This window comes from Exiguobacterium sp. UBA1053 (assembly GCF_002316465.1).
GTDB classification, from domain to species: Bacteria; Bacillota; Bacilli; order Exiguobacteriales; family Exiguobacteriaceae; genus Exiguobacterium_A; species Exiguobacterium_A abrahamii.
Window position 1 is genome coordinate 13819 of the sequence record NZ_DCDO01000001.1, and the last position, 15971, is coordinate 29789.

Sequence of the window (15971 nt, forward strand, 5' to 3'; positions counted from 1 at the left end):
TATATACTAACTTGTATACAAGTATACTCACTTTAGAAATCAGGTGATTCCATGTCAGAAATGTTATACCCCTTGAAGTGGTTATCAAAAGCCTCCGCTGGAGATCGTGTTGCACACGAGCTACGGATGCGCATTATTTCAGGAAGGATTGAAAGCGGTACCATCTTATCTGAGAACAAATTAGCCTCTGATTTTTCAGTCAGTCGCTCGCCTGTCCGTGATGCGTTAAAGGTCCTTGCATCCGAACAATTGATTCGTCTCGAGCGGATGGGAGCGGTCGTCGTCGGTTTGTCTGAGCGAGACATTCAGGAAATCTATGATGTCCGACTACTTATCGAAACGTTCGTCTTCGAACGACTCGTCAAAATCGAACGGGCAGAACTCGTCCGGGAACTCAGTAAGATTCTCGAAATGATGAAGGTTGCCATCAAATACAAGGATGCCGATGAATTCTCCTTCCAGGATGTACTGTTTCATGAAACAATCATCCGCTCGATTGATCATGGATATGTCAGCATGATTTGGCAAAATCTCAAACCGGTCATGGAAAGTTTCATCCTCCTATCGATGCGGGTACGATTCGAGGAAGACATCGAAGACTTCGAACGCATCCTCGCGAACCACGCCTTGTACATCGAAGCGATTGAGACGGGCGACCGTGAACGGATGGTTGCTTCCTTACATCAGAACTTTGATGACGTCCAGGAAGTCGAAGATCTCTGGAAAACGCAACAAATGATGTCGAAAGGAGTCGATTCACATGACTGAATATATGCTAGGCGTCGATATCGGAACGACGAGTACGAAAGCGGTCTTATTTACGACAAAAGGAGAGGTCATCGGACAAACGAACGTCGGTTACCCGCTCCATACACCAAATCGCTCGACGGCGGAGCAGGATCCGGAAGAAATTTTTGATGCTGTACTCGAATCGATCCGCTTGATCACGAAACGTCATCCGAGCATGCCACCAAAGTTCGTCGCGTTCAGTAGTGCTATGCACAGCTTGATCGCAATGGACGCACAACATCAACCATTGACTGCCTGCATCACGTGGGCAGACAGTCGGAGTGAAGCATGGTCGAACAAGATCAAGGAACAATATGGTTTATCGATCTATCATCGGACCGGAACACCGATTCATCCGATGTCACCGCTCAGCAAAATCAGTTGGCTCGTCGAAGATCGTCCGGAGCTCCACGCTCAAACGAAAAAATATGTCGGGATCAAGGAATTCGTGTTCCAAAGACTGTTCGGCAGATATGTCATCGACCACTCTCTCGCTTCAGCGACCGGTCTCTTCAACATTCATGAATTAGGCTGGGATACGGGCGCGTTACACGTCGCAGGGATCGATGCAAGCTACTTATCGGAACCCGTACCGACGACGACGACATGTACCGGACTGAATGCTGATTACGCACGACAAATGGGACTCTCCGTCGATACGCCGTTCCTAGTCGGTGCCAGTGACGGTGTCCTTTCTAACTTAGGTGTCAACGCGATTCGCAAAGGGGAAATTGCGATCACGATCGGAACGAGCGGTGCCATCCGAACAATCATTGATCGTCCGCAGACCGATGAAAAGGGACGGACGTTCTGTTACGCGCTGACCGAGGACCACTGGGTCATCGGCGGACCCGTCAATAATGGTGGAATGGTCTTACGGTGGATCCGAGACGAACTCGCTTCAGCCGAAGTCGAGACAGCAAAACGCCTTGGCATCGATCCGTACGCTGTTTTGACGAAGATTGCCGAACGCGTCCGTCCTGGATCCGACGGGCTATTGTTCCATCCTTACTTGTCCGGTGAACGAGCGCCGCTCTGGAATCCGGATGTCAGCGGTTCGTTCTTCGGTTTGACACTTTCGCACAAAAAAGAGCATATGATCCGGGCGGCACTAGAAGGCGTCATCTACAATCTCTATACCGTCTTCCTCGCCCTAATCGAGTGCATGGACGGTCCCGTGACACGGATTCAGGCAACAGGTGGGTTTGCCCGGTCCGAAGTCTGGCGCCAAATGATGGCGGACATCTTTGAATCAGAAGTCGTCATTCCGGAAAGTTTTGAAAGTTCATGTCTTGGTGCTTGTATTCTCGGACTGTATGCGACAGGGGAAGTCGATTCGTTCGAAGTCGTCTCTGAGATGATCGGGGAAACGCATCGCCATGTACCAAATGAAGAAGCGATGCATGAATATCGTCAGCTCTTACCAATTTTCATTAGTCTAGCGCGGACATTGTCTGAGGATCACAAACGAATCGCTACGTATCAACGGAGCTTGATTCAAGAAGAAAACTAACTTAATCTTTTGGGGGAAGTCATCATGCCTTTAGTCATCGTAGGAATTGGGATCGTCGCGTTGCTCGTTCTCATCATGGGGTTGAAATTAAATACGTTCGTCTCACTCATCATCGTTTCCTTTGGCGTTGCACTACTACTCGGCATGCCGCTCGATCAAATCGTCAAGACGATCGAAGCCGGTATCGGAGGAACGCTTGGTCACCTCGCATTGATCTTTGGTCTTGGTGCCATGCTTGGAAAGCTGATCGCTGACGCCGGGGGGGCGCAGCGAATCGCCATGACGCTTGTCGCCCGATTCGGGGAAAAGAACATCCAGTGGGCAGTCGTCGTCGCTTCATTCATCATCGGGATCGCCCTCTTCTTCGAAGTCGGACTCGTCCTGTTGATTCCGATCGTCTTTGCGATTTCACGTCAGCTCCGCGTCTCGATCCTGTATCTCGGGATCCCGATGGTCGCAGCACTATCTGTCACGCACGGCTTCTTACCACCTCACCCGGGTCCGACCGTCATCGCCGGGGAGTATAAAGCCAATATCGGGGAAGTCTTATTGTATGGTTTCATCGTTGCTGTTCCGACCGTCATCATCGCCGGTCCTATCTTTACGAAAATCGCCAAACGACTCGTTCCTGAATCGTTTACACGGACAGGAAACATCGCGTCACTCGGGGAACAAAAAGAATTTGATTTAGACGAGACACCAGGCTTCGGCATCAGTGTCTTCACGGCGATGCTACCGGTTCTTTTGATGTCGGTCGCAACGATCTTCACGCTTTTACAAGAAACACTCGGCTGGGGTGAAAACAGCGTCATCTCGGCAATCGAGTTTATCGGGAACGCCTCGACGGCGATGTTGATTTCATTACTCGTCGCGGTCTACACGATGGGGATCGCGCGTAAGATTCCGATGCAAAAGGTCATGGAATCTTGTACGACGGCAATCGCCCAAATCGGGATGATGCTATTGATCATCGGCGGTGGCGGTGCCTTTAAACAAGTCTTGATTGACGGCGGTGTCGGGAAATACGTTGCCCAATTATTTGAGGGATCAGCGTTATCCCCGATTCTACTTGCTTGGTTGATTGCTGCGATTCTCCGGATCTCACTTGGTTCCGCAACAGTCGCTGCCCTATCAACGGCAGGTCTCGTCATTCCGTTACTGGAGCAATCCGACGTCAACTTAGCGCTCGTCGTTCTCGCGACTGGTGCAGGTAGTCTGATCGCTTCACACGTCAATGATGCAGGCTTCTGGATGTTTAAAGAGTATTTCGGATTATCATTAAAAGAAACGTTTGCGACATGGACTGTGCTTGAGACGATCATTTCCGTTTGTGGACTTGGGTTCGTTCTTCTCCTCAGCCTCGTCGTCTAAGAAAAGGAGTCGTTCTACTTATGCAACATTCTATCGGATTCATCGGGCTTGGCGTCATGGGACGCAACCTGGCACTGAATATGGCGAGTCATCAAGAAGAAGTCGCCATCTATAACTACACACGTGATTTAACGGACGATCTCGTCGCACATGATGAGGGACTACCTCTTCATCCGTACTATGACATTGAAGCATTCGTTCAATCACTCGCTCGTCCACGGAAAATCTTCATGATGGTCACGGCTGGTAGCGCGATTGATTCAGTCATCGAATCGTTGCTTCCGCATCTCGAAACAGGCGATATCATCATGGATGGTGGGAACTCTCACTTCCTCGATACAGAGCGTCGTTTCGACGAGTTACAACGCCACGGGATCGAGTACATCGGTGTCGGTGTATCGGGTGGTGAAGTCGGTGCGCGGACCGGTCCTGCGATCATGCCTGGTGGATCGAAAGAAGCTTACGAACATGTCGCACCGATCTTGACGAAGATCGCCGCTCACGTCGAAGGAGATCCATGTTGTGTCTATATTGGTCCAAAAGGCGCTGGTCACTTCGTTAAGATGGTCCATAACGGCATCGAGTATGCAGACATGCAACTGATTGCTGAAGCGTATAGCTTCCTCCGTTTCCGTCTCGGACTCGACGTCACGGAAGTCGCGGACATCTTCGCTGAGTGGAACGAAGGTGAACTGAAAAGTTACTTGATTGAGATCACAGCGGATATCCTCCGAAAAACCGATGACGAGACAGGGCAACCGTTGATTGATGTCATTCTCGATCAAGCCGGTCAAAAAGGAACTGGAAAATGGACGAGCCTGCAAGCAATTGATAATGGGATCGCCTCTTCGATCATTACAGAAGCTCTGTTCGCGCGTTACCTTTCAGCTATTAAAGAAGAACGCGTCGCAGCGTCTGCTGTCTTAAAGGGACCAGAAGACTTGTCGACGCTTGAGCGAGACGCGTGGGTCGAACGAATTCGTCAAGCGCTTTATATGGGGAAAGTTGCCGCATACGCGCAAGGCTTCACCCAGTACCGGACGTCGTCTGAGTTGTATGACTGGAACTTACGCCTTGAAGAGATCGCCTTGATTTTCCGTGGTGGATGTATCATCCGGGCCGACTTCTTGAACGTCATCAGTGAAGCGTTCAAAAATGATGCGAACCTCTCGAACTTGATGCTTGCCCCGTTCTTCGCTGAGAAAGTACAGGCGTATCAAGAATCGTTACGTCACGTCGTTGCCGAGGGTGCATTATCTGGTTTTGCACTCCCATCTCTATCGACGTCACTGACGTATTACGATAGTTACCGGACAGCGAATTCGAATGCCAACATGTTGCAAGCGCAACGCGATTATTTTGGTGCTCATACGTATGCTCGGACAGACCGCGAAGGGATCTTCCACACGGACTGGCAATAAAGAAAACAGCTCCCGACTCCTGTTTCATTTAGGAGTCGGGATTTCTTTTTTTGTTCACACAATCTTTCCTGAAATAAGAAATTGCCGATTATACCTTGACAAAAGTGTTGGTCTATATGAAATTAGTATTAGATTAGAATTATTCTAGTGTGATAAATACAGATTGTTTGTATGCACTAGAACAGATTCTAAAAATAGAACCCTTGAGGAGGATTTTTATCATGTCTTTAATCGGAAGTGAAGTAAAACCATTCAGTGCATCAGCATTCCACAACGGAGAATTCGTTGACCTAACGGATGCTAACCTTCGCGGTAAATGGAGTGTCGTATGTTTCTACCCTGCAGACTTTACATTCGTTTGCCCGACAGAACTCGAAGATCTCCAAAACCAATACGAAACTCTCAAAGCGCTTGACGTTGAAGTTTACTCTGTCTCAACAGATACGCATTTCACACATAAAGCATGGCACGAAACATCAGAAACAATCGGTAAAATCGAGTACGTCATGATCGGTGACCCATCACACGTCATCTCACGTAACTTCGAAGTCTTGAACGAACAAGATGGTCTTGCTGACCGCGGTACGTTCATCATCGACCCAGACGGCGTCATCCAAACAGTTGAGATCAACGCAGGCGGTATCGGTCGCGATGCAAGCACGCTCGTCAACAAAATCAAAGCAGCACAATACGTACGTAACAATCCAGGCGAAGTCTGCCCAGCGAAATGGGAAGAAGGCTCTGCAACACTCACACCAAGCCTTGACCTCGTCGGAAAAATTTAAGGAGCGGATTCGCGATGGCTTTAGCACCAGACATTAAAGCACAACTCGCGCAATACCTCGAGCTTCTCGAAGGCGATCTCGTCCTAGCGGTTAGCGCTGGGACAGACGCCGTCTCGCTTGAGATGAGCGCACTCGTCGAAGAGATCGCAAGCATGACACCACGCATCTCCGTCGAGCAGGCAAGCCTTCCCCGGACACCCAGTTTCACAGTCAACCGTGTCGGTGAGACAAGCGGAATCACGTTCGCGGGAATCCCACTCGGTCATGAGTTCACGTCCCTCGTTCTCGCCCTGCTACAAGTCAGCGGTCGAGCACCGAAGGTCGATGCGGACGTCATCAAGCAGATTCAAGGTATTCAAGAAACGTACCACTTCGAGTCGTACATCAGCTTGAGCTGCCACAACTGCCCAGATGTCGTACAAGCATTGAACGTCATGAGCGTCCTCAACCCGAACATCAGTCATACGATGATTGATGGCGCGGCATTTAAAGCAGAAGTCGAACAAAAAGAGATCATGGCTGTTCCGACGGTCTTCGTCAACGGCGAAGCGTTTGGTAACGGACGGATGTCACTCGAAGAAATCTTGGCGAAGCTTGGCACAGGTGCCGATGCTTCTGATTTCGCTGATAAAGATCCATACGATGTCCTCGTCGTCGGTGGTGGTCCAGCTGGATCGAGTGCTGCCATCTATGCAGCCCGTAAAGGCATCCGGACAGGAATCGTCGCAGAACGCTTCGGTGGACAAGTCATGGATACGATGAGCATCGAAAACTTCATCAGCATGAAGTACACGGAAGGACCAAACCTCGTCGCAAGTCTTGAGGAGCACGTCAAGGAGTATGGCATTGATGTCATGAACCTGCAGCGGGCAACTCGTCTTGAGAAGAAAGACCTCCTCGAGCTCGAGCTTGAGAACGGTGCTGTCTTGAAGACGAAGAGTTTGATCCTTTCAACAGGTGCACGCTGGCGTAACGTTGGTGTCCCAGGCGAACTCGAATTCAAGAACAAAGGCGTCGCGTACTGCCCACACTGTGACGGTCCATTGTTCGAAGGAAAACGTGTCGCAGTCATCGGTGGCGGAAACTCAGGGATCGAAGCAGCCATCGATCTCGCAGGAATCGTCAAGCATGTCACGGTCCTTGAATTCGCACCGGAACTAAAAGCCGATGCTGTTCTTCAAGAACGCCTCGCTTCTCTTCCGAACGTCACGGTCGTCGTCAACGCACAGACGAAGGAAATCACGGGAACGGATAAAGTGAACGGGATCACGTATATCGAGCGCGAAACGAACGTCGAACGTCACGTCGAGCTCGAAGGTGTCTTCGTCCAAATCGGTCTCGTACCGAACACGGACTGGCTCGGTGAAACGGTGAGTCGTAACAAGTTCGGTGAAGTCCAAGTCGATCGCCACGGCGCAACGAACGTACCAGGCGTTTTCGCAGCAGGAGACTGCACGGATAGCGCGTATAAACAGATCATCATCTCGATGGGATCTGGTGCAACAGCTGCACTGGGTGCTTTCGACCACTTGATCCGGAATTAATGCAAAAGAGCGGAACTCAGACGAGTTTCGCTCTTTTGTATTTCAATAGTAGATTTCACCAACAGATGAACAATGAAATTCTTTCGTGATGTGATGTCTAGTTAAGATACCTTGCTTCGCGTATGTACCACTGACCGTTACGACCATCGTTTGTCCTGCATCGATTCGGGTACCATCAAATCCTTTCTGTGTCCAAATGCCATCATTGATGGCTTGAGACGTCATCGAAAAGACATCAGAGAACCACTGTCGCTCACTTTGCTCCAAAAGCTCCGTTTCGAAATTCCCCGTGATCCGAACTTCTTTTCCACCTTGTGTTCGTTCAAGTGCTCGTTGACCATCTCCATAAATACTCAGTTGAACATGCAACGGCTTTAACCGCTTGACTACTCGTTCCTGAAAACGTTTTGGCGAAACCCAGTCCTCGTCTGCGAATTGATTTGCTGCAAGCAACGTGACGTCCGCATTTTCATGTGTCCGATTCAATTCTTGCACGATTTTTTCATATGCTGCGTAATAACGTTGATGTTGCGTTGTCTGATCCTTTGCCTCCGATGTGACTGGTGATAATGAAGCAAGTATGACAACAGCTGTTGCAATCTGATATTTCATTGACTTCCCCTTCCTTTCGCTATTCATTGTAAGAAAAAAACGAGGAATAGATTCGAAAACGACAACCGTTTTACGGATTTTTTCATTCAGGGCTGTATCAATAGATCGTACGTTTCTGGAATTAAGAACAGATAAAGATTTGTATTCAAAACTGACCCCTATAAATAATTCAAAGTTGACACTTTTGACTAGTCCAGGCATCTGATAGATTGAAGATATCTTAAAATCTATCATAAAGAAGGTTAGTCACATGCAAAAAGCAGCACCGTATTCTAGCACTCGTACCCGCCAGCTCGTCATCACTGCGATGTCAATCGCACTTGTTCTTGTCGCAACGATGTTAATCAAGATTCAATTACCAATCGCACTAAACGGTGGTCTCATTCATATGGGAACAGCAATGCTCTTTCTCATCGCGATTTTATTCGGTCCACGGACAGCATTGATTGCCGGTGCTGTTGGAATGGGGTTATTCGATCTTCTAACGGGCTATGCAATTTGGGCACCTGGTACAATCATCGCACGTGGACTTCAAGGATTGATTGTCGGTTACATCGCGTGGTCAGGTGGTCGTAACGGAACGAATGTCACGTTTAACTTGATCGGGATGATTGTTTCCGTTCCTGTCATGCTACTCGTCTACTTCGTGCATGAAGGGATTATGTTCAGCAACTGGGTTGCACCAGCCACTTCAATTCCAGGAAACATCACACAAAACGTCATCGGAATCCTCGTTGCGATTCCAGTCGGGATTGCCTTAAAGAAAACACGTTTCTTCCGTAACTTCCGCTAAATCAAAAAACCGTCCGGCTCCTCGTAGAGTCGGACGGTTTTCGTTTAGCGAATCGGTTGACCTTGTTCAAGCTCGAGCGTTTTAGCTGTTTCGGCATGGATCTGTTCGAACAGCTCCGGATGTTCAACGAGTGAGATCCCGTAAGACGGAATCATCTCCTTGATTTTCGCTTCCCACGCCGGTAATTCGGACGGGAAACATTTTCCGAGTACTTCCAGCATGACCGGAACCGCTGTTGAGGCACCTGGTGACGCCCCGAGTAAGGCAGCGACAGATCCGTCGGCTGCACTGACGACCTCTGTTCCGAACTGGAGTGTCCCTTTTCCTTGTGGTGTATCCTTGATGACTTGGACACGTTGACCAGCGACGACGACATCCCAGTCTTCTGTCTTCGCATTCGGAATGAACTCTCGTAATTCGTTCATCCGTTGTTCCGTCGACAAGAGGACTTGTTCGATCAGATACTTCGTCAATCCCATCTCTTTAGCTCCCGCAGCAAGCATCGTCAAGACGTTGTTCGGTTTGACAGACGCGATCAAATCAAGATTTGATCCTGTCTTTAGGAACTTCGGTGAGAAGCCAGCAAACGGTCCGAAGAGGAGTGATTTCTTCCCATCGATGTATCGTGTATCTAAGTGCGGTACTGACATCGGCGGTGCTCCGACTTTCGCTTTTCCGTAGACTTTCGCATGGTGCTGTTCGATGATCTCAGGATTTTTACAAACGAGGAATAAACCACTGACCGGGAAACCACCGATTTGCTTCGATTCCTCGATGCCTGTTTTTTGGAGCAACGGTAGACTACCGCCGCCACCTCCGATGAAGACGAACTGCGCCGTATGATGCTCGATCCGGTGATCGCGCTCATTCTTCACTTTGACTTCCCAACCCCCGTCAACACGCTTCAAATCCTCGACACCATGCTGATAGTTGATCGCTACATCGTGTTGTGCGAGATATTCAAACAGGATTCGTGTCAACGCACCAAAGTTGACGTCCGTTCCTGAATCGATTTTTGTCGCAGCGATCGGCTCTGGTGACGTCCGACCGTTCATGATGAGTGGAATCCACTCGGCTAATTTCGCTGGATCCTCTGAATATTCCATTCCCGCAAACAACGGATTCGCTGATAGCGCTTCCAATCGTTTTTTCAGGAATTCGACGTTTTCCGTTCCTTCAACCATGCTCATATGTGGAATCGGCATGATGAATTCTTTCGGATTCGGCAAGACACCTTCCTTGACGAGATGCGACCAGAATTGACGTGACAGTTGGAACTGTTCGTTTACTTTGACCGCTTTACTGATATCGATCGAACCATCGGCATTTTCCGTCGTATAGTTCAGTTCGCATAGTGCGGCGTGACCTGTTCCTGCATTGTTCCACTCGTTCGAGCTCTCTTCCCCGGCACTCGCGAGTTTCTCAAATACCTTGATGTTGATCTCAGGCGCGAGTTCTTTTAATAAGACCCCTAACGTCGCGCTCATGACTCCGGCACCAATTAAAATAACGTCTGTTTTTTTAGGCATACTGCTCATGATATCCTTCCTATCCCCGTTGATATTATGGACTACCTGTCATGAAAAACTTCCCCCTCATGACGACAACTTACCTTTCTATTATAACCCTATCACAGCTTGCACAGAAAGGAACTTCTTTTACATTCAGAAATGTGTAAAAGCGACGATTCAGGTAAGAAGATTTTCGTCAGCCGGCATACAATCAGGCATGACTTTGACGAAAAACGGTAATCATATAACGAAAGTAAAAGGAGGAACACTCATGGCGACACGCTGGATATTCGGCAATCAATTGAATCACGATCTCCCTTTATTGAAGGAAGCAAACAAACAAGACGACGTCATCCTGATGGTCGAAGCGACCTCACGCTCCAAGTGGAAGACGTACCATAAACAAAAACTTGTCCTCGTCTTCTCAGCGATGCGACATTTTGCGGAAGAACTGCGCGAAAAAGGCTTCACCGTCGATTACCGGGAAGCTGATTCGTTCGATCAGGCATTTAAGGCGCACCGGAAAGATCATGATCCGGATCATGTATTCTATACGGCGATCACGGACGAACCGATGCGAAAGGCGATGCACAAGTGGCAAGACGCTTTACCGAAGAAAATCAAGGTCGAGGTCTGTTCCGACGTGCCGTTGTTTTTACTGACACAGGAAGAAGCGGTCGAAGCAATCGGCGACAAGCCCTACAAGATGGACCGTTTTTATCGCAAACTGCGCAAGGAACGAAACGTTCTCATGAACGGCTCCAAACCGATTGGTGGAAAGTGGTCGTTTGACGCCGAGAACCGAAAACCAGCGAAGTCCGGGACGACGTTTCCGGATCCCGTTAAGTTTCGTCCCGATCGCATCACAAAGGATGTCATCGACAAGGTCGAGCGTGATTTTTCCGATCATCCGGGAGCACTTGATTCCTTCCATTGGCCGGTCACGCGCAAGGAAGCGACGCGGGCTCTCCATCGTTTCATCGAAGAACGACTCGAGACGTTCGGGACGTATCAAGACGCCATGCTAACCGGTGAAGATACGTTATCGCATTCGCTCTTGTCCGCAGCAATCAATCTCGGCTTGCTGACACCGGAAGAGGTCATTCGTCAAGTCGAGGCCGCCCTTGAAGATCAAGATGCTCCGCTCAATGCGGTCGAAGGTTTCATTCGGCAAATCCTCGGCTGGCGCGAGTACATGCGTGCCGTCTATCTAGCCGAGATGCCAGACTATGCTTCCGTCAATGCGCTACGGCATGAAGCGGATCTACCGGACTTTTTCTGGACCGGGAAGACGAACATGAACTGTGTCGCAGAATCGTTACGTCCCGTCGTCGAGCATGCCCACAATCACCATATCCAACGCTTGATGGTGCTCGGGAACTTCGCTAATCTGTTTGCGATCTCGCCGCAACAGACGGCAGATTGGTTCAATGAGATGTACATCGATGCCTACGACTGGGTCGTCTTACCGAACGTCCTCGGAATGGCGCTTCATGCCGATGGGGGAACGTTATCGACTAAACCGTACATCGCTTCGGCGAATTACATCCATAAGATGAGTGATTATTGCAAGGGATGCCCGTTCCATCAAAAGGACATGCTCGGAGAGGATGCTTGTCCGTTTAACGCCTTGTACTGGGACTTCATCGACCGGCATGAAAAACGGTTCGCTGATAATCAGCGGATGTCGATGATGTATCGGCAATGGGGAAAGCGCGATGCGGACAGCAAACGCGATATTCGAAAGAAAGCGAAAGCACTTCGAAAACAACTGCAGGACGGTGCTTTCGATACACCATAAAACAAGCCGGTCGGATTAGATCCGACCGGCTTGTTTTGAATTACGCACTTTTTTGTTCAGCTGCTTGTTGTTTCTTTTTCCGGAGGTGATACAGTCCGAATAGTCCGAGGAACCAGACCGGTGTCAGCAACAAGGCTGGGCGTGTATCGTCAGAAAACAGCATGACGACGAGAATGACTGCAAACAATCCGAGCACGAGGTAATTGACGAGTGGTGTCAATGGTGCTTTGAATGTCGACGCCGCATGCAATTCCGGATTTTGTTTCTTGTACCGGAGATGACAGACGAGGATGACACCCCAGACCCAGATGAAGCAGATCGCACTGATCGTCGTAACGATACTGAACGCTTGTCCTGGTAACAGTTTACTGAGCAAAGCACCGACTGAGACGACGATCGTTGAGACGAACAAGGCGTTTGCCGGGACATGGTTTTTATTCAACTTCGAGAACTTGTTCGACGCTTGCTGTTGATTTCCCAGGTTATACAGAATCCGGCTCGTCGAGAACATTCCGCTGTTACATGCAGAAGCAGCAGACGTCAGTACGACGAAGTTGATGATTCCTGCTGCGAGCGGAATCCCGATCAGACTGAACGTCTTGACGAACGGACTTTCTGTCGCACTTAATCCTGTCCATGGGTTGATCATCAAGAGGACGAGTAAGGCACCGACATAGAAGAATAAGATCCGAAGCGGAATCTTATTGATCGCGGACGGAATGTTCTTCTTCGGATCCGCTGTTTCTGCTGCGGACACCCCAACGAGCTCGACGCCGACATAGGCAAAGACGACCATTTGGAACGATAGCAGGAATCCAGAAATCCCGTTTGGCATCCATCCGCCATGTGACCAGAGGTTCGACACGGTCACGGGACCGGCGTCCGTTTTAAAACCGATTGCGAGCAGGACGATTCCGACACCAATCAAGGCAAGGATCGTCACGACCTTGATCAAGGCAAACCAAAACTCGAGTTCACCGAACAATTTAACCGTTAATAAGTTAAAACCAAGTAAAATCAAGAGAGCAAGAACGGCTGGAATCCATTGCGGGATATCAAACCAATACTTGACGTACACACCGACGGCGATGATGTCCGCCATCGCTGTCATTATCCAACAGAACCAGTACGTCCAACCGGTCACGAATGCGGCACGTGGTCCGAGATAATCTTCTGCGATATCCGTGAGTGACTGATAACCTGCTTTTGACAATAACAATTCCCCAAGTGCACGCATGACGAAGAAGATCGCGATCCCGACGAGTAAGTAGGCAAAAATGATCGATGGTCCGGCGAGTTGGATCGCTTTACCTGATCCTAAAAACAAACCCGTTCCGATCGTTCCACCAATAGCAATCAACTGTACATGACGATTCGATAAATCCCGTTTTAATCCTTGCTGTTCCAAACCTGAACTCCTCCTTGTGATGGTTTCTCTACGCTTCAGACCGTTCTGTCGGTCCTGAAAAAGAAAAAAAGAGACTGGACGAATGTCCAATCTCAACAAAATCAAAGGAATAACCCATACACGCCACTACGACATTCCATGAATGCCCGTCGCTGCATGTGATTACTCTTCTGTCCGTTTGCCTGAGATTGTGAACCCTTCGGCGCCGTGTCGACACGGTCTCTCCAGAAGCTGCTCCTGCCATAGTGTGACCCATGACAATCATAGCTTTCTCTTTATTTGATTATCCGATGCGTCGCTGCATCGATGAATTGTTTCTAATTCTAGTAATCTCGACAGCGTTTGTCAACGCCTTTTTCAAAATGATTTTTCAATCTATGAAAAGGACTTTACCATCTTTTCCAGAAATCATACAGCACCACTTGATCACGAAAGGATGAAACATTCATGTCGACGATTTACTTGATTCGCCACTGTGAAACGACTGGTCAAGCACCGGAAGCCCCGTTAACACCTCGTGGAGAAGAACAGGCGCAACGACTGTGTACGCAGTTATTTGAGCTTCCGATCACACATCTTCTTTCGAGTCCGTATCGCCGAGCGCTCGACTCGATTCAACCACTTGCGACTGCTCTGAAACTACCCGTTGCACAAGAAGATGACTTAAAAGAACGACGGTTAAGTGCCGTTCCACTTGACGATTGGCAGGATCATCTTCGTCTAACGTTCATCGATCCCGACTATACGTGTCCTGGTGGTGAATCTAGCCGGATAGCAACTAAGCGCATCACGCGTGTCGTTGAAAAAGCCTTGCAACAGCATGATGGTTCCATTCTCGTGACACATGGGAATTTGTTATCTTTATACTTGCATTCGATTGACCCTACGTTTGGATTCGAAGAAAGTTTACAGCTGAAGAATCCAGATATTTTTAAGGTGACACGTGTTCAACAACAAACAATCATCGAACACTTGGAAGCTTTTTGAAAATCTATTCATTTTAGGCATACGACTTGATATAATCTATTCTTTTTACTTATGAAAAGCATAAGAACTATCTATTTTACTTCCCTTCGGAACGGCTTTATATTGAATAAATTGATAATAAAGTTAAGTAGTTTTCGATTCAGGTATGAAGCGGAACTTCAGAAAAGAAGGGATTTTTATGTCTACCACAAAAAAAGGCTATTTCATGATGATCGTCCTCTGGTTCGCCTATGCGACCTTCGCCATGAACTGGGTCGCGGGTTCATCGTTGACGCCACAAATCACGGCGCATTTCTTCGGTAATCAGACCGTTGACCCCCTCATCTCACAACTCGTCAACTATTCGATTACGACGGCACGTGTCTTCGCCAACATTCTCGCTGCGCTCATCTTGATGAAGCTCGGTCCGAAAAAAGCACCGTTACTCGCACTGTTGTTCCTGATGATGTCGATCGTCGCCATCTACCTGCCGAACTACTGGGCGTATACGGTCGCTCGCATGGTCATGGGACTCGGTGGTTCGATGGTCATCGTCTACATGAACCCGGTCGTAACACGTTACGTCCAAGACCCGGCTGAAAAATTACGGATTAACGCTTTCAATACCGTTTCCTATAACGTCGGTGCATTCGTCGTGTCACTCTTGTTCACCTTGTTCGCCGATCAATTCGTCAGTGACTGGAAACTAACGTTGACGATCTTCGCGAGTCTGACAGCGATTCTCTTCTTCGCATGGTGGATCGGTAGTGAGTCGTTTGAGTTGAACGATGCTACAGACGCAGACGAAACGCCTTACGGTTACGGAGATGCTGTCCGCGATCCGTTCCTCTGGAAATATGCGGTTGCCTTCGGTGGTTTCTTGACGCTCTACATTTTATCGCTCGTCGGCTTGAAACCTGTGCTCGATACGTATACGCAGTTGAACGGTTCGCTCGTCAACCTGTTGGTTTCAGGTGCTGGTATCGTCGGAACGTTCGTCGGTCTACGGATCGGTAACAAAGGAACACCTCGTAAACCGATTCTGTTGATCAGCGGGACGGTCATGATCGCGAGTTTCCTCGTCACCGTCTTGTTCGGAAACATCTCGCCACTCGTTTCGTATGTCTTTGCGTTCATTTCCGGATTTGCGATGTACATCCAGTATCCGATCTTCATGAACTTGGCACACGAACGAAAAGGGATGACACCGCAAAAGATCACCGTCTTATTTGGTCTCTTCTGGGCAATCGCTTATGCGACGCAGACGATCTTTACGATCATTTGGAGTTACGCACTCGGACATGCTGGATATACGGTCTCAATGATCGTCTTCTTCCTCTGCTGTTCCATGTATCTGTTCTTCACGTTCTTCTTACCAGAAACAAAACCAAAACGGACGGATGCACTTCGAAAATCTGCCTAATCCACCAACAAGCCCTTCCGGATTACGGAAGGGC

The 15971-nt window shown here is 48.8% G+C and carries 13 protein-coding genes and 1 riboswitch; of the genes, 10 read left to right on the forward strand and 3 right to left on the reverse strand.

Annotated features, from left to right (window positions below; all coding sequences use genetic code 11):
- The first annotated feature begins 51 nt into the window (after positions 1 to 51).
- From B3G15_RS00070 to ahpF, 6 genes are all read left to right on the forward strand, one after another.
- Entirely contained in the window at positions 52 to 768 is a 717-nt protein-coding gene (locus B3G15_RS00070) for a GntR family transcriptional regulator (protein WP_064300753.1), read from the forward strand.
- On the forward strand, positions 761 to 2302 hold the full coding sequence (gene gntK, locus B3G15_RS00075; protein WP_214806128.1) for a gluconokinase: 1542 nt from the start codon (positions 761 to 763) through the stop codon (positions 2300 to 2302). Before B3G15_RS00070 ends, gntK begins: the two co-directional genes overlap by 8 nt.
- A gap of 24 nt (positions 2303 to 2326) precedes the next feature.
- Positions 2327 to 3673, forward strand: a complete 1347-nt coding sequence (locus tag B3G15_RS00080) for a GntP family permease (protein ID WP_290714311.1) — start codon at positions 2327 to 2329, stop codon at positions 3671 to 3673.
- A gap of 20 nt (positions 3674 to 3693) precedes the next feature.
- On the forward strand, positions 3694 to 5094 hold the full coding sequence (gnd, locus tag B3G15_RS00085; RefSeq protein WP_290714312.1) for a decarboxylating NADP(+)-dependent phosphogluconate dehydrogenase: 1401 nt from the start codon (positions 3694 to 3696) through the stop codon (positions 5092 to 5094).
- A gap of 221 nt (positions 5095 to 5315) precedes the next feature.
- Positions 5316 to 5879 carry an alkyl hydroperoxide reductase subunit C gene (ahpC, locus tag B3G15_RS00090; protein ID WP_023469815.1) on the forward strand — a complete coding sequence of 188 codons (564 nt, stop codon included), beginning with the start codon at positions 5316 to 5318 and terminating at the stop codon, positions 5877 to 5879.
- Between the two features lie 14 nt (positions 5880 to 5893).
- On the forward strand, positions 5894 to 7423 hold the full coding sequence (gene ahpF / locus B3G15_RS00095; RefSeq protein WP_290714313.1) for an alkyl hydroperoxide reductase subunit F: 1530 nt from the start codon (positions 5894 to 5896) through the stop codon (positions 7421 to 7423).
- A gap of 42 nt (positions 7424 to 7465) precedes the next feature.
- Here the strand turns inward: ahpF and B3G15_RS00100 are convergent, their stop codons facing one another.
- Positions 7466 to 8035: a hypothetical protein gene (locus B3G15_RS00100; RefSeq protein WP_290714314.1), complete on the reverse strand. Its 570-nt coding sequence runs from the start codon at positions 8033 to 8035 to the stop codon at positions 7466 to 7468.
- Positions 8036 to 8285: 250 nt separating this feature from the next.
- On the opposite strand from B3G15_RS00100, the gene B3G15_RS00105 reads away from it, so the two are divergent.
- Positions 8286 to 8828: an ECF transporter S component gene (locus B3G15_RS00105; RefSeq protein ID WP_290714315.1), complete on the forward strand. Its 543-nt coding sequence runs from the start codon at positions 8286 to 8288 to the stop codon at positions 8826 to 8828.
- A gap of 44 nt (positions 8829 to 8872) precedes the next feature.
- Here the strand turns inward: B3G15_RS00105 and B3G15_RS00110 are convergent, their stop codons facing one another.
- Positions 8873 to 10366, reverse strand: a complete 1494-nt coding sequence (locus tag B3G15_RS00110) for a malate:quinone oxidoreductase (protein ID WP_133208469.1) — start codon at positions 10364 to 10366, stop codon at positions 8873 to 8875.
- A gap of 244 nt (positions 10367 to 10610) precedes the next feature.
- Between B3G15_RS00110 and B3G15_RS00115 the strand changes: the two genes are divergently transcribed.
- On the forward strand, positions 10611 to 12140 hold the full coding sequence (locus tag B3G15_RS00115) for a cryptochrome/photolyase family protein (RefSeq protein ID WP_290714316.1): 1530 nt from the start codon (positions 10611 to 10613) through the stop codon (positions 12138 to 12140).
- Between the two features lie 40 nt (positions 12141 to 12180).
- On the opposite strand, the gene B3G15_RS00120 is transcribed toward B3G15_RS00115, so the two are convergent.
- Positions 12181 to 13548 (reverse strand): amino acid permease, encoded by a 1368-nt coding sequence (locus tag B3G15_RS00120; RefSeq protein ID WP_290714317.1) that lies wholly within the window; start codon positions 13546 to 13548, stop codon positions 12181 to 12183.
- 160 nt (positions 13549 to 13708) lie between these two features.
- Positions 13709 to 13786: riboswitch (glycine riboswitch) on the reverse strand.
- A gap of 209 nt (positions 13787 to 13995) precedes the next feature.
- Between B3G15_RS00120 and B3G15_RS00125 the strand changes: the two genes are divergently transcribed.
- Positions 13996 to 14535 (forward strand): histidine phosphatase family protein, encoded by a 540-nt coding sequence (locus B3G15_RS00125; protein ID WP_290714318.1) that lies wholly within the window; start codon positions 13996 to 13998, stop codon positions 14533 to 14535.
- A 178-nt stretch (positions 14536 to 14713) separates the two neighbouring features.
- On the forward strand, positions 14714 to 15937 hold the full coding sequence (locus B3G15_RS00130) for an MFS transporter (RefSeq protein ID WP_290714319.1): 1224 nt from the start codon (positions 14714 to 14716) through the stop codon (positions 15935 to 15937).
- The last annotated feature ends 34 nt before the right edge of the window (positions 15938 to 15971 follow it).